Origin of the sequence: Pseudescherichia sp. (assembly GCF_032052675.1) — a bacterium.
Lineage (GTDB): Bacteria > Pseudomonadota > Gammaproteobacteria > Enterobacterales > Enterobacteriaceae > Pseudescherichia.
This window is the reverse complement of the sequence record NZ_DAMBWA010000009.1, coordinates 36531-52935: the sequence shown is the minus strand read 5'-3', so window position 1 is coordinate 52935 and position 16405 is coordinate 36531. Positions and strand designations below refer to the sequence as shown.

The window sequence follows — 16405 nt, the reverse complement described above, 5'->3', positions numbered from 1 at the left end:
CACTATGCAAAAAGTTGTTCTTGCCACCGGCAACGCCGGTAAAGTGCGCGAGCTGGCCTCGCTGCTCAATGATTTTGGTCTCGACGTGGTGGCGCAAACCGAGCTGGGCGTCGAGTCTGCCGAGGAGACCGGCCTGACCTTTATCGAAAACGCGATTATCAAAGCGCGTCACGCTGCGCAGGTCACCGGTCTGCCGGCCATCGCCGACGACTCCGGGCTGGCGGTTGACGCCCTCGGCGGCGCGCCGGGGATCTACTCCGCGCGCTTTGCCGGAGCAGACGCCAGCGACGAGCAGAACCTGGAGAAGCTGCTGGTAGAGCTGCAGGACGTGCCGGATGGCGAGCGCCAGGCCCAGTTCCACTGCGTGCTGGTCTATATGCGCCACGCCGACGATCCGACCCCGCTGGTGTGCCACGGCAGCTGGCAGGGCACCATCGCCCGTGCGCCTGCGGGCAGCGGCGGCTTTGGCTACGATCCTATCTTCGTTGTACCGGAAGCAGGCAAAACCGCGGCCGAGCTGACCGCTGACGAGAAGCGCGCCGTCTCCCATCGGGGAGAGGCGCTGAAACTGTTACTGGAAGCCCTGCGTAATGGCTGATTTGCCACCCCTGAGCCTTTACATCCATATCCCCTGGTGCGTGCAGAAGTGCCCTTACTGTGACTTCAACTCGCACGCGCTAAAGGGAGAAGTCCCCCATGATGACTACGTTCAGCATCTGCTGAGCGATCTCGACGCTGACGCGCCCTGGGCGCAGGGGCGTGAGGTGAAGACGATCTTTATCGGCGGCGGAACGCCAAGCCTGCTCTCTGGCCCGGCGATGCAGACCCTGCTCGACGGCGTACGGTCGCGTCTTAACCTGGTCGCAGACGCGGAGATCACGATGGAAGCCAACCCCGGCACGGTGGAGGCTGACCGCTTTGTCGACTACCAGCGCGCAGGGGTCAACCGCATCTCCATTGGCGTGCAGAGTTTTAGCGAAGCCAAGCTGACGCGGCTGGGGCGGATCCACGGTCCGGAAGAGGCGAAGCGCGCAGCCCGGCTGGCAACGGGTTTAGGATTGCGCAGCTTCAACCTCGACCTGATGCACGGCCTGCCGGATCAGACGCTGGATGAGGCACTGGACGATCTGCGTCAGGCTATTGATTTGAACCCGCCGCATCTCTCCTGGTATCAGCTGACCATTGAGCCGGGCACGCTGTTTGGCTCACGCCCGCCGGTGCTGCCGGATGACGATTCGCTGTGGGAGATCTTTGAGCAGGGACACCAGCTGCTGACGGCGGCGGGCTATCAGCAGTATGAGACCTCGGCCTATGCGAAGCCAGGCTACCAGTGTCAGCATAACCTGAACTACTGGCGCTTCGGTGACTACCTCGGTATTGGCTGCGGCGCGCACGGTAAGGTAACCTTCCCGGACGGGCGTATTCTGCGCACCGCCAAAACGCGTCATCCGCGGGGCTATATGCAGGGAACCTACCGCGACCGGCAGCATGAGGTTGAAACCGCCGACAAGCCGTTTGAGTTCTTTATGAACCGCTTCCGCCTGCTGGAGCCTGCGCCCCGCGCTGAGTTTAGCCGTTATACCGGGCTGGATGAGTCTGCGATCCGTCCGCAGATCGCGCGCGCGCTGGCGCTGAACTATATTACCGAGTCCGCCGAGGCGTGGCAGATCACGGAGCACGGCAAGCTGTTTTTGAACTCGCTGCTGGAGCTGTTTCTCGCTGAATAGCCTGTGTGAGCTCGTACTGATATCAGCACGAGCTCACCAGCGAGCCCGATTATTTAAAACCCTTCTGCTCTTTGATCAGCTCGTACGCTTTCTGAATCTCCTGCGCTTTCTGTTTCGCCACTTCCATCATCTCTGGCGGCAATCCTTTTGCCACCAGCTTATCCGGATGGTGCTCGCTCATCAGCTTACGGTAGGCGCGCTTGATGGTAGTCGCGTCATCGGTAGGCTTCACGCCCAGCACGTTACAGGCATCCTCCAGCGTCGGCCCGCGTTGAGCCTCTTGCCAGCCACCGTTTGACTGCTGCTGCCCGTGGAAGCCACCACCGAACTGCGCCCCGCCCTGCATCATGCGCAGGAACTGATCGAACTGGACGCGAGAGATCCCGAGTTCCTCGGCAATAACGTACAGCACCGCACGCTCGTTCGGGTGCAGCGAGCCGTCGGCAAACGCCGCCTGGATCTGAATTTCCAGAAACATCCTAATCAGATCGAAGCGGCCAAAGCAGACGCTGCGGAACTGACGCATCTTCTCCCGCAGCGGATAGTTGTCGGTTTTGCCGACGCGAAACGCCTGCTGGGCAAAGGCGCGTGAATCGCCGTGCAGATTTAAGCGATCCATAAACAGGCTCGCCACCTGAATATCTGCTTCGGTGACGCGTCCCTTGGATTTTGTCAGGTGTCCCATCACCTCAAAGGTGGTAGCGAAAAAGAGCGTCTGGCGCTCGCGCTGGTTGGCAAAAAACGCCATTTTGCGGCTGCGCGCCTTGTCAAACATGTGTCCAATAAGTAAGCCGAGGACCACGCCCCAAAAACCGCCGCCCATCATTAATGCGATGGCGACGCCAATCACTTTTCCCCAATACTGCATATACTCCCCAAATGGTCATGCCGTCGGCTAAGATTTGCATTATCATACCCGTCATTCTATGCCGTGCACAGGCACAGCCTTCTCTACCAGGCTCGAAAGCGGGCAGGATTAACACTAGCGCTGTGAAGGTGAGTAAGTTAGTCTCTGAGCGCTTGCAAGCTGAAAAGCCACTGATGACGGAACAACAAATACAACGTATGAAAAAACGTATTCCCACCCTTCTGGCCACAATGATTGGCTCAGCCCTGTACAGTCAGCAGGGGCTGGCGGCCGATCTCGCCTCGCAATGTCTGCTGGGCGTCCCGAGCTATAACCGTCCTCTGGTAGAGGGCGAACCTAACCAGCTGCCCGTCACCATTAACGCCGATAACGCGAAGGGGGACTATCCTGAAGATGCCGTATTTACCGGCAACGTGGATGTTCAACAGGGTAACAGCCGTCTGAAGGCGGACGAGATGCAGCTTCACCAGCAGCAGCCGGAGGGCCAGGCCGAGCCGGTCCGTACCGTTGATGCGCTGGGCAACGTGCACTACGACGATAACCAGGTGATCCTGAAAGGGCCAAAAGCCTGGGCTAACCTGAACACCAAAGACACTAACGTCTGGAACGGCGACTACCAGCTGGTTGGCCGTCAGGGGCGCGGTACCGCCGACCTGATGAAGCAGCGCGGTGAGAACCGCTACACCATTCTGGACAACGGCACCTTTACCTCTTGTCTGCCTGGGTCGAATACCTGGAGCGTGGTGGGGAGCGAAGTGATCCAGGACCGCGAGGAGCAGGTCGCCGAGATCTGGAACGCGCGCTTTAAGCTGGGTCCGGTTCCGGTGTTCTATAGCCCCTATCTGCAGCTGCCGATTGGCGACAAGCGCCGCTCGGGCTTCCTGATCCCGAACGCCAGATACAGCTCCAAGAACTACTTTGAGTTCACGCTGCCGTATTACTGGAACATTGCACCAAACTTTGATGCCACTATTACGCCGCACTATATGGACAAGCGGGGCAACATTCAGTGGCAGAACGAATTCCGCTACCTGACCCAGGCGGGTATGGGCCTGATGGAGTTTGACTACCTGCCCTCGGATGATGTTTATCAAAACGATTATCCAACCGAATCCGATAAGCACCGCTGGCTCTTCTACTGGCAGCACGCTGGCGTAATGGATCAGGTATGGCGCTTCAATATCGACTATACCAAGGTCAGCGATCCGCACTACTTCAACGACTTTACCTCGACCTACGGCTCCAGTACCGACGGCTATGCCACGCAGAAATTTAGCGTTGGCTACGCGTTGGAAAACTTTGATGCCACGGTAACGACCAAACAGTTCCAGGTCTTTGATGCCGAGCACAGCAACTCCTACGCCGCAGAGCCGCAGCTGGATGTCAACTACTACCAGAACGACGTCGGGCCGTTTGATACCCACGTTTATGCGCAGGCGGTGCACTTCTCGAATACCAACTCGGATATGCCGGAAGCTACCCGTCTGCACCTGGAGCCGACGATCAACCTGCCGCTCTCTAACCGGTGGGGTAGCGTCAACACCGAAGCGAAGCTGCTGGCAACCCACTACCAGCAGACAAACCTCGAAGACTATAACGTAGCACACCAGACCGACTATAAAGACTCCGTAAACCGCGTCATGCCGCAGTTTAAAGTTGACGGTAAGCTGATCTTCGAGCGTGATATGAACTGGCTGGCGGGTTACAGCCAGACGCTGGAGCCGCGTGCCCAGTATCTCTACGTGCCCTATCGCGACCAGAGCCATATCCAAAACTATGACTCGTCTCTGCTGCAGTTTGACTACGGCGGCCTGTTCCGCGACAGAACCTACGGCGGCCTCGACCGCATCGCATCGGCGAACCAGGTCACGACCGGTATCACATCGCGCGTTTATGATCAGGAATCGGTTGAACGTTTTAACGTTTCTGTAGGTCAAATCTACTACTTCACTGCGTCCCGTACCGGTGATGAGCAAATGACCTGGGAAGATGAAGATCAGACAGGCTCAGTGGTATGGGCAGGCGATACTTACTGGCGGATGACCGACCGCTGGGGCCTGCGCGGCGGCGTACAGTACGACACGCGCCTCGATAGCGTGGCCAACGGTAACGGCACGCTGGAGTACCGCCGCGATGAAGATCGGGTTTTACAGCTGAACTACCGTTACGCCAGCCCTGAGTATATTCAGGCGACGCTGCCAAACTATTCTGTCTCTGAGCAGACCAAAGACGGTATTTCGCAGGTGGGCGGGGTGGCAAGCTGGCCGATCGTCGATCGCTGGTCTGTTGTCGGAGCCTACTACTTCGACACCAAACAGAACAAACCTGCGGATCAGATGCTAGGTTTGCAGTACAACTCTTGCTGCTACGCGATTCGTTTCGGCTACGAGCGTAAGCTTAACGGTTGGGAAAATAATCAGAGCGTCTACGATAACGTCGTCGGCTTTAACATCGAACTGCGCGGCCTGAGCTCCAACTACGGGCTGGGTACTCAGCAGATGCTGCGTTCGAATATTCTGCCTTACAGTAGCTCTTTGTAATCTAGTCGCGTAGTTATGAAGTAGATGAGTTATGAAGTAGATTGGTTATGTAATTGATTTGCCACGTAATCCGCATTGCGGTTAATTGAAATGGAAAAAGTATGAAGAACTGGAAAACGCTGCTTCTCGGTATCGCTATGGTTGCGAATACCAGCTTCGCCGCGCCGCAGGTTGTCGATAAAGTCGCTGCCGTCGTCAATAACGGCGTTGTGCTGGAAAGTGACGTTGATGGTTTGATGCAATCCGTAAAGCTTAACGCCAGTCAGGCGGGTCAGCAGCTTCCTGATGACGCCACGCTGCGTCATCAGATCCTGGAGCGTCTGATTATGGATCAAATCATTCTGCAGATGGGCACCAAAATGGGTGTCAAAGTCACCGATGAGCAGCTCGATCAGGCTATTGCCAATATCGCCAAGCAGAACAACATGACGCTGGATCAGATGCGTAGCCGTCTGGCCTATGACGGTATGGATTACAACACCTACCGCAGCCAGATCCGCAAGGAGATGCTGATCTCTGAAGTACGCAACAACGAGGTGCGCCGTCGCATCACCATTCTGCCGCAGGAAGTTGACTCTCTTGCCCAGCAGGTGGGTAACCAGAACGACGCCAGCACCGAGCTGAATCTGAGCCACATCCTCATCCCACTGCCGGAAAACCCTACCTCAGACCAGGTAAACGAGGCGGAGAGCCAGGCGCGCTCTATCATTGAGCAGGCACGCAGCGGCGATGACTTTGGCAAGCTGGCGATCACCTACTCTGCCGATCCGCAGGCGCTGAAAGGCGGCGAGATGGGCTGGGGCCGCATTCAGGAGCTGCCTTCTATCTTTGCTCAACCGCTGAGCACGGCTAAAAAAGGCGATATCATCGGCCCTATCCGTTCCGGCGTTGGCTTCCACATTCTGAAAGTGAACGATCTGCGTGGTCAGAGCAAAAGCATCTCCGTGACCGAAGTTCATGCCCGTCATATCCTGCTGAAACCCTCGCCGATCATGACCGATGACCAGGCTCGCCTGAAGCTGGAGCAGATCGCTGCTGATATTAAGAGCGGTAAAACGAGCTTTGCTGCGGCAGCGAAGGCCTTCTCACAGGATCCCGGCTCGGCTAACCAGGGTGGCGATCTCGGCTGGGCGGCAGCAGATGTCTTCGATCCGGCTTTCCGCGATGCGCTGATGAAGCTGAATAAAGGCCAGATTAGCGCCCCGGTGCACTCCTCATTTGGCTGGCACCTGATCGAACTGCTGGACACGCGTAACGTGGATAAAACCGACGCGGCTCAGAAAGACCGTGCCTACCGCATGCTGATGAACCGCAAATTCTCTGAAGAGGCGGCCAGCTGGATGCAGGAGCAGCGCGCGAGCGCCTACGTTAAGATCCTGAGCAACTAATGAACGTTCAGCGCATCGTTATCACTCCCGGCGAACCCGCCGGGATTGGTCCAGAGCTGGTAGTTCAACTGGCCCAGCGCGACTGGCCAATGGAGCTGGTGGTCTGCGCCGACCCACAGCTTTTAACCGACCGGGCGTTAATGCTCGGCCTGCCGCTGACCTTGCTTCCCTACGATGCCGACCAGCCTGCGCGGCCGCAGCGCGCGAGTACCCTTACGGTACTGCCCGTGGCCCTGCGCGCGGCGGTGGCTCCCGGCCAGCTTAACGTGGCCAACGGTAGCTACGTCGTTGATACCCTCGCCCGCGCCTGCGACGGCTGCCTGAGCGGCGAATTTGCCGCGCTGGTCACCGGCCCGGTGCACAAAGGGGTGATTAACGACGCCGGCGTGCCTTTTACCGGGCACACCGAGTTTTTTGAAGCGCGTTCTGGCACTGCCAAAGTGGTGATGATGCTGGCGACCGAGGCGCTGCGCGTGGCGCTGGCGACCACTCACCTGCCGCTACGGGACGTGGCCGACGCCATTACCCCGGCGCTGCTGCGCGACGTCATCACCATTCTGTATCGCGACCTGCAGAACAAGTTCGGCATTGCCCAGCCACATGTGCTGGTCTGCGGCCTGAACCCGCACGCGGGTGAAGGCGGCCATATGGGCAGCGAAGAGATAGATATCATCATTCCGCTGCTTGAAGCGCTACGCGCCGAGGGCATGAACCTCAGCGGCCCGCTGCCTGCCGATACCCTGTTCCAGCCGAAATATCTCGACCATGCTGATGCGGTGCTGGCGATGTATCACGATCAGGGCCTACCCGTGCTAAAATACCAGGGCTTTGGCCGCGGTGTGAACATTACGCTCGGTTTACCCTTTATTCGCACATCCGTAGACCACGGCACCGCGTTAGAACTCGCGGGCCAGGGGAAAGCCGATGTCGGCAGTTTTATTACGGCGCTTAATCTCGCCATCAAAATGATTACTAATACTCAATGAATAACAGAGTCCATCAGGGGCACCTGGCCCGTAAACGTTTCGGGCAAAACTTCCTTAACGATAAATTTGTCATCGACAGTATCGTCGCAGCAATCAATCCGCAAAAAGGCCAGGCAATGGTCGAAATCGGTCCCGGCCTTGCCGCGCTGACCGAGCCGGTAGGTGAACGTCTGGATGAGCTGACCGTCATCGAGCTGGACCGCGATCTGGCCGCACGCCTGCAAACGCATCCGTTCCTCGGGCCAAAACTGACCATCTATCAGCAGGATGCCATGACCATGAACTTTGGCGAGCTCTCCCAGACCCTGGGCCAGCCGCTGCGCGTCTTTGGTAACCTGCCTTATAACATCTCCACGCCGTTGATGTTCCACCTGTTTAGCTATACTGATGCCATCGCCGATATGCACTTCATGCTGCAAAAAGAGGTGGTGAATCGTCTGGTTGCAGGCCCGAACAGCAAAGCGTATGGTCGTTTAAGCGTAATGGCACAATACTATTGTCAGGTGATCCCGGTGCTGGAAGTGCCGCCGACGGCCTTTACGCCGCCGCCTAAAGTCGACTCTGCGGTGGTGCGTCTGGTACCCCATGCTACCATGCCGCACCCGGTTAAAGAGGTTCGCGTGCTGAGCCGGATCACCACCGAAGCGTTTAACCAGCGCCGTAAAACCATTCGCAACAGCCTCGGCAATCTGTTTACGCCAGAGGTTCTTACATCGTTAGGTATTGACCCGGCGGTACGGGCAGAGAATATCTCTGTCGCCCAGTATTGCCAGCTGGCAAACTACCTGACGGATAACGCGCCGCCGAAGGAGAGTTAAGCCATGATCAATTCGCCCCGGGTATGTGTTCAGGTACAGAGTGTCTATATTGAATCGCAGTCGGCACCTGACGAGCAGCGCTATGTTTTCGCCTATACGGTGACCATCCGCAATCTGGGACGGACGCCCGTGCAGCTGCTGGGGCGCTACTGGCTTATCACCAACGGCAACGGCCGTGAAACCGAGGTACAGGGCGAAGGTGTGGTTGGCGTCCAGCCACACATTGCCCCCGGCGAAGAGTACCAATATACCAGCGGGGCAGTGATCGAAACGCCGCTGGGTACCATGCAGGGCCACTATGAGATGGTCGATGCCGAGGGCAATCCGTTCCGCATCGCCATACCGGTCTTCCGACTTGCCGTTTCAACACTCATCCATTAATCCATGTCGACATATCTTATTGGCGACGTTCACGGTTGCTACGATGAACTGATCGCATTGTTAAAACAGGTCGCGTTTGATCCTAAAACCGATACCCTCTGGCTAACGGGCGATCTGGTTGCGCGCGGCCCCGCATCCCTGAAGGTGCTGCGCTTTGTGAAATCACTGGGTGACAGCGTACGCGTCGTGCTGGGCAACCATGATCTGCACCTGCTGGCCGTGTTTGCCGGCATCAGTAAAAACAAACCGAAGGATCGTATTACGCCTCTGCTGGAAGCACCGGATGCCGATGAGCTGCTGAACTGGCTGCGTCGCCAGCCGCTGCTGCAGGTCGACGAAGAGAAAAAGCTGGTGATGGCCCATGCCGGGATCACGCCCCAGTGGGATCTGCCGACGGCCCAGGCGTGCGCCCGAGATGCCGAAGCGGTGCTTGCCAGCGACTCCTACCCGCTCTTTTTAGATGCGATGTATGGCGACCTGCCCAATAACTGGAGCCAGGAGCTGAGCGGGCTGGCGCGCCTGCGCTTCATCACCAACGCCTTTACGCGGATGCGCTACTGCTTCCCGAATGGCCAGCTCGACATGTACTGCAAAGACATGCCGGATAACGCCCCTGCCCCGCTGAAGCCGTGGTTTGTGATCCCGGGTCCGGTGACGCAGGAGTACAGCGTGGTGTTTGGTCACTGGGCGTCGCTGGAAGGCAAAGGCACGCCGGAAGGCGTTTACGCCCTCGATACCGGCTGCTGCTGGGGTGGCGTGCTGACCTGCCTGCGCTGGGAAGATAAAGCCTACTTTACCCAGGCCTCGAGCCGCCATCTGGATCTTGGCGAAGGCGAAGTGATCGCCTCCTGAGGAGCGGAGTGTACAACGCCGGGCGGTACTGCGTTTGCCCGGCCTACAACGCGACAACTTTCGTAGGCCTGATAAGCGAAGCGCCATCAGGCGTTCCACCCGTTAAGCGTTAGCGGCGCTCGAGGATCTCAAAGCAGTAGCTATGGGAGTTCTGCGCGTCGGCATCGTGAAACTCGCTAAACGTGGACTCCCAGTCATCCGGCTCGTAGTCCGGGAAATGCGTATCCCCTTCCACTTCCGCATCGATATGGGTCAGATAGAGACGCTGGGCCTTGGGCAAAAACTGCTCGTAGATGCGTCCGCCGCCAATCACCATAATCTCTTCTGCATCGCCACAGGCGGCAATCGCCTCCTCAATAGAGCTAACCCACTGGACGCGATCGTCACTGCCCGGCTGGCTACTGATGACGATGTTTTTACGCCCCGGCAGAGGGCGCCCGATGGACTCCCAGGTCAGGCGGCCCATTACCACCGGCTTGTTTAAGGTATTGCGTTTAAACCAGGCGAGATCGGCAGGCAAATTCCACGGCATGGCGTTTTCCATACCAATTACGCGATCGACCGCTAACGCTGCAATCAGACTGATCATTGTATCTATCCCGGAGCTAAAAATTGTCGCCACTATACGGAAAGCGCTCACGCTCGTCGACTGGCGGCAAGGTAAAGAGAACGAAAATTTTTCATTCTGCTGGCGGGTCCGCAGTTGCCTTTGGGCCGCCAGCGTAGATGATTAAACCGTCGGCCTGGCCTGCGGTTCGTCGTTGGCATCGCCGGAGTGTTTGCCCTCCTCCGTACCCTGCCAGCCGTGCCGCTGGGTATGAGAGAGATGGGCCCGATCCTCGGTAATGATCTCCGTCAGCATGGCGCTGGTGCGTTTGAACACCGCCGCCCGCGCCTGGGTATCATCTTCACCCTGCGCCATCTCCTCTATCATGTCTGAATTATAGCGGCGAAACAGATCGGCGCGCTCCCGGGCCTCATACTCGCCCAGTCCCAGACTCTCCAGCGCCAGACGACCGGTACGCAGCGCGCCTTCAAAGGTTTCACGCTCCGGCCGCTCGACGCCCGCCTGGCGCAGGCGGATAAAGTGATCGACGTCGCGGGCACGGGCAACAATTTGCAGATGAGGGAAGTGCTCTTTAGCCAGCTCGGTCAATTGCAGGTTAGCCTTGGGATCGTCAATGGCGTTGATCAGCACCTCGGCCTTGCCTGCCCCGGCAGATTCCAGCAGATCCACGCGGGTCGCATCGCCATAGAAGACCTTCATGCCAAACTTGCGCAGGGTTTCAATATGGTCAGGATCGTGATCGAGAACGACCATTTTCACCCCGCTGGAGAGCAGCAGACGACCAGCAATCTGTCCGAAACGGCCGAAGCCCGCAATAATGACCCGCGGCTGCTCTTCGTCAATCTCATCCGCCTCACGCTGCTGGCCTGTGCTTTTGCTATCAAGCCGGGTCAGCAGCACCAGCAGCAGCGGCGTCGCCGCCATTGAGAGCGCCACCGCCAGAGTCAGCGCCTTGGCCCACTCGGGATCCAGCACGTTAGCGCTTTGCGCTGTGCCAAATACCACGAAGGCAAATTCGCTCCCCTGCCCCAGCAGAACCGCGAACCAGCGCCGCTGCTTACTCGGCACCTTCAACGGACGGGCAATCAGCCATAGCACCAGGGTTTTAATCACCAGGAAGCCCACCAGCAGGATGATAATGCGCAGCGGGTGGGTCACCAGGGTACCGAAGTCGATAGACATGCCGACGCCGATAAAGAACAGCCCCAGCAGCAGACCTTTAAACGGCTCGATATCGCTCTCCAGCGCATGACGGTACTCGGAGCTGGCCAGCAGCACCCCGGCCAGGAAGGCCCCCATCGCCATCGACAGCCCGGCCTCCTCCAGCAACAGCCCGAAGCCAAAGACCAGGAACAGCGCTACGGCGCTGAAGACTTCTCGCAGGCCAGTGCGGGCGACAAAGCGCAGCGCCGGACGCGCAACGTAGCGGCCAATCAGCACCACTATAGCCAGCGCGGCGACCACCTTCAGCGCCGAAAGGGTAAAGGCACCCAGCGTGGTGGCCCCGCCGCTGGCTGCCAGCAGGGGGATCATCGCCACCAGCGGAATGGCGGCGATATCCTGGAACAGCAGAACGGCAAAGGCGCTGCGTCCCATCTGCGAGACCATCAGGTTACGCTCGTTCATGGCCTGCATGGCGATTGCCGTCGAGGAGAGCCCCAGCGTCAGGCCGATCAGCACCGCCACCTGCCAGCGCAGGCCCAGCGCCATACAGAACGCGCCCAGCAGCAGGCCGCAGACCAGCATCTGCAGCGCGCCGCCGCCAAACACCGAGGCACGCAGCTTCCACAGCCGCTGGGGATCCAGCTCAAGACCGATAACAAACAGCATCAGCACCACGCCGATCTCAGCAAAGTGCAGGATCGACTCGGCGTCGGTGACCAGCCGCAGCCCCCACGGACCAATAATGCAGCCCGCAATCAGATAGCCGAGCACCGAGCCGAGGCCGAGGCGCACCGCAATCGGCACGATCAGCGCCGCCGATCCCAGGTAGATGAGCGCTTGTATTAGGGTATGGCTATCCATGATTGACCTCCTGCCACTCCATCAGCCGCTGCTTGTAGTGACGCGCCTTGGCATTCAGGGTTTCATCATCGTTGACGAACGTGTTGTGCATCGAGAAAGGGGCCAGCCACTTCATGCCGCAGTAGATCGCCGTGGCCTGAAGGGGCTGCGCCAGCGCCTTAAAGCCCGGATGCGAACCAATATCGAAGTGGTGCTCACCGCCGCCGGTGGTCACGGCCCACAGCAGATGCTTGCCATGCAGCGCGGTACCGCCCTCGCCGTAGGCCCAGCCGTGCGTGAGCACTTTATCCATCCATAGCTTGAGTAGCGGCGGGACGCTATACCACTGCAGAGGATGCTGCCAGACTACCAGATCCGCGCGCGATACGGCCTCCTGCTCGGCGGCGATATCAATATTGAAGTCGGGATAGAGTTGGTAAAGCGAACGGACTTCCACGCCGTCCAGCGCCTCTGCCTGCTCAAGCATCCGCTTATTCGCGTGGGAATGCCGCGGATAGGGATGAGCATAAATAATCAGAATCATTCATTAACCTGTCTAAACTACGCTGTTGTAATGGCAGTGAGTTTAGACAGTTAATCGGTGCGCTTACAGAGGAAAGATCCGCTTTGCTTAGTCTTTTTCGATCAGTTGGGATACATCGGATGTTTTGATCTGGCGGCTATAGCCCTGCTGGTCAACATAGCGGGTCATGCCGGTATCTTTATCAATTTCAGGCTTGCCCTGGGTAACGATCATCTCGCCGCTTTTGGTCGACATAATGTAGTCGCTGGAGCAGCCTACCAGCGAAAGTGATACGGCACCCAGAAACAGAACAGCAGCAATCCTCTTCATAACAGACTCCTTATATCGTGGAGAGGAGAGTGTAACGAAGCGATCTATTATTTAATATCGCAAAAATATATTAAAATGCTAACGGCGAAGCGATTGGAAATATATTCATCTGGTCTATTAGTTAGCAGCAATAATAAAAAAAGCCCGGTGGTTTTATTCCGCCGGGCTTTGCACTTTTACCTGCCGATTACTTAGCGATCTGCGCGTGCATCTCCTGCACGGAGGTCACTTTCTCGGTGGCATCCGCATTCAGCGCCATCGCCGTGGCGAAGCCGCCGTTCAGCGTGGTGTCGTAGTGCACCTTGTACTGCAGGGCGCTGCGGCGGATCAGTTTGGAGTCCTCAATCGCCTGACGGCCTGCGGTGGTGTTGATGATGTAGGTGTACTCACCATTCTTGATACGATCCTGAATGTGCGGACGCCCTTCATGCACCTTGTTCACCAGACGCGGGTTGATACCTGCTTCACCCAGCACAATCGCCGTGCCGTGGGTGGCATCCAGCTCAAAGCCGAACTTCAGCAGCTTGGCAGCCAGGTCAACGACGCGCTCTTTGTCGCCTTCACGTACGGAGAGCAGCGCCCGGCCCTGTTTCTTCATGGTGGAGTTACTGCCCAGCTGCGCCTTGGCAAAGGCCTCGGCGAAGGTGCGGCCTACGCCCATCACTTCACCGGTAGAGCGCATCTCTGGCCCTAACAGCGGGTCCACGCCAGGGAATTTGTTGAACGGCAGCACCACCTCTTTCACCGAGTAGTACGGCGGGATAATCTCTTTAGTGACGCCCTGCTCGGCCAGGGTTTTACCGGCCATCACCCGCGCTGCCACCTTCGCCAGCGGCACGCCGGTGGCTTTGGAGACGAACGGTACGGTACGCGCAGCGCGTGGGTTAACCTCAATCAGGTAGACTTCGTTGTCCTTCACCGCGAACTGGACGTTCATCAGGCCGCGTACCTGCAGCTCGAAGGCCAGCTTCTGCACCTGCTGGCGCATCACGTCCTGGATCTCCTGGCTCAGGGTGTAGGCCGGGAGTGAACAGGCCGAGTCACCGGAGTGTACGCCCGCCTGCTCAATGTGCTCCATAATGCCGCCAATCAGCACCATTTCGCCGTCGCAGATAGCGTCAACGTCCACCTCTACCGCGTCGTCAAGGAAGCGGTCCAGCAGCACCGGCGCGTCGTTAGAGACGCTGACCGCCGTCATAAAGTAGCGACGCAGGTCAGTCTCATCATAGACAATCTCCATCGCCCGGCCGCCCAGCACGTAGGAGGGGCGCACCACCAGCGGGTAGCCAATCTCTTTCGCCTTCTCAACCGCCTGCTCGATAGCGGTCACGGTGGCGTTGGCAGGCTGCTTCAGCTTCAGACGGTCTACCGCCTGCTGGAAGCGCTCGCGGTCTTCGGCACGGTCGATAGCGTCCGGGCTGGTACCGATAACCGGTACGCCAGCGGCTTCCAGGGCACGGGCCAGCTTCAGCGGGGTCTGGCCGCCGTACTGAACGATAACGCCCTTCGGCTTCTCGATGCGGACGATCTCCAGCACGTCTTCCAGGGTGACCGGCTCAAAGTAGAGGCGATCCGAGGTGTCGTAGTCGGTGGAGACGGTTTCCGGGTTACAGTTGACCATGATGGTCTCGTAACCATCTTCACGCAGCGCCAGCGAGGCGTGTACGCAGCAGTAGTCAAACTCGATGCCCTGGCCGATACGGTTTGGTCCGCCGCCCAGCACCATGATTTTGTCACGATCCTGAGTCGGGTTCGCCTCACACTCCTCCTCATAGGTGGAGTACATATAGGCGGTGTCGGTGGCGAACTCTGCGGCACAGGTGTCCACCCGCTTGTAGACCGGGTGCAGATTGTACTGCTCACGCAGCTTGCGCACTTCCGCTTCACGTACGCCCGCCAGCTTGGCCAGACGCGCGTCGGCAAAGCCTTTGCGCTTCAGCTGGCGCAGGAAGTCAGCGTCGAGGCCGTTGATGCCCACTTCCGCCACCTTCTCTTCCAGGCGCACCAGCTCTTCAATCTGTACCAGGAACCAGCGGTCAACGTTGGTCAGGTTAAAGACGCCATCAACCGACAGGCCCGCACGGAAGGCGTCCGCGATGTACCAGATACGCTCTGCGCCCGCGTCTTTCAGCTCGCGGCGAATTTTGGTCAGCGCTTCCGGATCGTCCAGGCTCACTTTCGGGTCGAACCCGGTCGCGCCCACTTCCAGGCCGCGCAGCGCTTTCTGCAGCGACTCCTGCTGGGTGCGACCAATCGCCATCACTTCGCCAACGGACTTCATCTGGGTCGTCAGTCGGTCGTTGGCACCAACGAATTTCTCGAAGTTAAAGCGTGGGATTTTCGTAACAACGTAGTCGATAGAGGGCTCAAACGACGCCGGGGTACGGCCGCCGGTGATGTCGTTCATCAGCTCGTCAAGGGTGTAGCCCACCGCCAGCTTGGCTGCGACTTTCGCAATCGGGAAGCCGGTCGCCTTCGACGCCAGCGCCGAGGAGCGGGAGACGCGCGGGTTCATCTCGATAACGATCAGGCGACCGTTTTTCGGGTTGACCGAGAACTGAACGTTAGAGCCGCCGGTTTCGACGCCGATTTCACGCAGTACCGCCATCGAGGCGTTACGCATGATCTGATACTCTTTATCGGTCAGGGTCTGCGCCGGAGCGACGGTGATGGAGTCACCGGTGTGAATGCCCATTGCGTCAAAGTTTTCGATAGAGCAGACGATGATGCAGTTGTCGTTTTTATCGCGCACCACCTCCATCTCATACTCTTTCCAGCCAATCAGCGACTCATCAATCAGCAGCTCGTTGGTTGGGGAGAGATCCAGACCGCGGGCGCAGATCTCTTCGAACTCTTCGCGGTTATAGGCGATGCCGCCGCCGGTGCCGCCCATAGTGAATGAGGGGCGGATAATGCACGGATAGCCGACATCGGCGGCAACCGCCAGCGCCTCTTCCATGTTATGCGCAATGCCGGAACGGGCAGTATCGAGGCCGATCTTCTTCATCGCGACGTCGAAACGGCGACGATCTTCAGCTTTATCAATCGCGTCGGCGGTGGCACCAATCATCGTCACGCCAAACTCTTCCAGTACGCCCTGGCGCTCCAGCTCCAGCGCACAGTTCAGCGCCGTCTGGCCACCCATCGTTGGCAGTACCGCATCCGGGCGCTCTTTTTCGATGATTTTGCGCACCACTTCCCAGTGGATAGGCTCAATGTAGGTGGCGTCCGCCATCTCCGGGTCGGTCATAATGGTTGCCGGATTGGAGTTCACCAGGATGACGCGGTAACCCTCTTCGCGCAGGGCTTTACACGCCTGGGCACCGGAGTAGTCAAATTCGCAGGCCTGGCCGATGACGATCGGGCCAGCGCCAAGGATCAGGATGCTTTTAATGTCTGTACGTTTTGGCATGGTCTTCT

Annotated in this window: 14 protein-coding genes; 8 read left to right on the top strand and 6 right to left on the bottom strand. The window is 58.4% G+C overall.

Annotation, left to right across the window (positions count from 1 at the left end; translation table 11 throughout):
* The first annotated feature begins 4 nt into the window (after window positions 1-4).
* Complete coding sequence (locus RTX96_RS13380) at window positions 5-598, top strand: XTP/dITP diphosphatase (RefSeq protein ID WP_312671340.1); 594 nt, start codon at window positions 5-7, stop codon at window positions 596-598.
* A complete protein-coding gene (gene hemW / locus RTX96_RS13375; protein WP_312671339.1) occupies window positions 591-1727 on the top strand; it encodes a radical SAM family heme chaperone HemW in 1137 nt (378 codons plus the stop codon). Before RTX96_RS13380 ends, hemW begins: the two co-directional genes overlap by 8 nt.
* 49 nt (window positions 1728-1776) lie before the next feature.
* Here hemW and djlA read toward each other — a convergent pair whose 3' ends face one another.
* Window positions 1777-2595 carry a co-chaperone DjlA gene (djlA, locus tag RTX96_RS13370; protein ID WP_103818465.1) on the bottom strand — a complete coding sequence of 273 codons (819 nt, stop codon included), beginning with the start codon at window positions 2593-2595 and terminating at the stop codon, window positions 1777-1779.
* A gap of 197 nt (window positions 2596-2792) precedes the next feature.
* Between djlA and lptD the strand changes: the two genes are divergently transcribed.
* The 6 genes from lptD to apaH all read left to right on the top strand — a co-directional run bounded on the left by lptD (window position 2793) and on the right by apaH (window position 9560).
* Window positions 2793-5135, top strand: coding sequence for an LPS assembly protein LptD (gene lptD, locus RTX96_RS13365; RefSeq protein WP_312671338.1), 2343 nt, complete (start codon window positions 2793-2795; stop codon window positions 5133-5135).
* Between the two features lie 101 nt (window positions 5136-5236).
* Window positions 5237-6523 carry a peptidylprolyl isomerase SurA gene (gene surA / locus RTX96_RS13360; protein ID WP_103818467.1) on the top strand — a complete coding sequence of 429 codons (1287 nt, stop codon included), beginning with the start codon at window positions 5237-5239 and terminating at the stop codon, window positions 6521-6523.
* On the top strand, window positions 6523-7509 hold the full coding sequence (gene pdxA, locus RTX96_RS13355) for a 4-hydroxythreonine-4-phosphate dehydrogenase PdxA (protein ID WP_312671337.1): 987 nt from the start codon (window positions 6523-6525) through the stop codon (window positions 7507-7509). Before surA ends, pdxA begins: the two co-directional genes overlap by 1 nt.
* A complete protein-coding gene (gene rsmA, locus RTX96_RS13350; RefSeq protein WP_103818469.1) occupies window positions 7506-8327 on the top strand; it encodes a 16S rRNA (adenine(1518)-N(6)/adenine(1519)-N(6))-dimethyltransferase RsmA in 822 nt (273 codons plus the stop codon). The genes pdxA and rsmA overlap by 4 nt, the downstream gene beginning before the upstream one ends.
* A gap of 3 nt (window positions 8328-8330) precedes the next feature.
* Window positions 8331-8708 carry a Co2+/Mg2+ efflux protein ApaG gene (apaG, locus tag RTX96_RS13345; protein WP_103818470.1) on the top strand — a complete coding sequence of 126 codons (378 nt, stop codon included), beginning with the start codon at window positions 8331-8333 and terminating at the stop codon, window positions 8706-8708.
* Window positions 8709-8711: 3 nt separating this feature from the next.
* Window positions 8712-9560 (top strand): bis(5'-nucleosyl)-tetraphosphatase (symmetrical) ApaH, encoded by an 849-nt coding sequence (apaH, locus tag RTX96_RS13340; protein WP_103818471.1) that lies wholly within the window; start codon window positions 8712-8714, stop codon window positions 9558-9560.
* Window positions 9561-9669: 109 nt separating this feature from the next.
* Here the strand turns inward: apaH and folA are convergent, their stop codons facing one another.
* The 5 genes from folA to carB form a co-directional block, all read right to left on the bottom strand.
* Window positions 9670-10149, bottom strand: a complete 480-nt coding sequence (gene folA / locus RTX96_RS13335) for a type 3 dihydrofolate reductase (RefSeq protein WP_103818472.1) — start codon at window positions 10147-10149, stop codon at window positions 9670-9672.
* A gap of 141 nt (window positions 10150-10290) precedes the next feature.
* Complete coding sequence (kefC, locus tag RTX96_RS13330) at window positions 10291-12153, bottom strand: glutathione-regulated potassium-efflux system protein KefC (RefSeq protein WP_312671336.1); 1863 nt, start codon at window positions 12151-12153, stop codon at window positions 10291-10293.
* On the bottom strand, window positions 12146-12676 hold the full coding sequence (kefF, locus tag RTX96_RS13325; protein ID WP_312671335.1) for a glutathione-regulated potassium-efflux system oxidoreductase KefF: 531 nt from the start codon (window positions 12674-12676) through the stop codon (window positions 12146-12148). Before kefF ends, kefC begins: the two co-directional genes overlap by 8 nt.
* An 87-nt stretch (window positions 12677-12763) precedes the next feature.
* A complete protein-coding gene (locus RTX96_RS13320; RefSeq protein ID WP_103818475.1) occupies window positions 12764-12985 on the bottom strand; it encodes a YgdI/YgdR family lipoprotein in 222 nt (73 codons plus the stop codon).
* A 187-nt stretch (window positions 12986-13172) separates the two neighbouring features.
* Window positions 13173-16397, bottom strand: a complete 3225-nt coding sequence (carB, locus tag RTX96_RS13315; RefSeq protein ID WP_103818477.1) for a carbamoyl-phosphate synthase large subunit — start codon at window positions 16395-16397, stop codon at window positions 13173-13175.
* Window positions 16398-16405 lie beyond the last annotated feature (8 nt).

Coding starts and splice junctions, on each gene's coding strand:
- pdxA (WP_312671337.1), top strand. CDS start 6,523: ATGAACGTTCAGCGCATCGTTATCACTCCCGGCGAACCCGCCGGGATT.
- djlA (WP_103818465.1), bottom strand. CDS start 2,595: ATGCAGTATTGGGGAAAAGTGATTGGCGTCGCCATCGCATTAATGATG.
- RTX96_RS13380 (WP_312671340.1), top strand. CDS start 5: ATGCAAAAAGTTGTTCTTGCCACCGGCAACGCCGGTAAAGTGCGCGAG.
- kefF (WP_312671335.1), bottom strand. CDS start 12,676: ATGATTCTGATTATTTATGCTCATCCCTATCCGCGGCATTCCCACGCG.
- kefC (WP_312671336.1), bottom strand. CDS start 12,153: ATGGATAGCCATACCCTAATACAAGCGCTCATCTACCTGGGATCGGCG.
- RTX96_RS13320 (WP_103818475.1), bottom strand. CDS start 12,985: ATGAAGAGGATTGCTGCTGTTCTGTTTCTGGGTGCCGTATCACTTTCG.
- carB (WP_103818477.1), bottom strand. CDS start 16,397: ATGCCAAAACGTACAGACATTAAAAGCATCCTGATCCTTGGCGCTGGC.
- surA (WP_103818467.1), top strand. CDS start 5,237: ATGAAGAACTGGAAAACGCTGCTTCTCGGTATCGCTATGGTTGCGAAT.
- folA (WP_103818472.1), bottom strand. CDS start 10,149: ATGATCAGTCTGATTGCAGCGTTAGCGGTCGATCGCGTAATTGGTATG.
- lptD (WP_312671338.1), top strand. CDS start 2,793: ATGAAAAAACGTATTCCCACCCTTCTGGCCACAATGATTGGCTCAGCC.
- apaG (WP_103818470.1), top strand. CDS start 8,331: ATGATCAATTCGCCCCGGGTATGTGTTCAGGTACAGAGTGTCTATATT.
- hemW (WP_312671339.1), top strand. CDS start 591: ATGGCTGATTTGCCACCCCTGAGCCTTTACATCCATATCCCCTGGTGC.
- rsmA (WP_103818469.1), top strand. CDS start 7,506: ATGAATAACAGAGTCCATCAGGGGCACCTGGCCCGTAAACGTTTCGGG.
- apaH (WP_103818471.1), top strand. CDS start 8,712: ATGTCGACATATCTTATTGGCGACGTTCACGGTTGCTACGATGAACTG.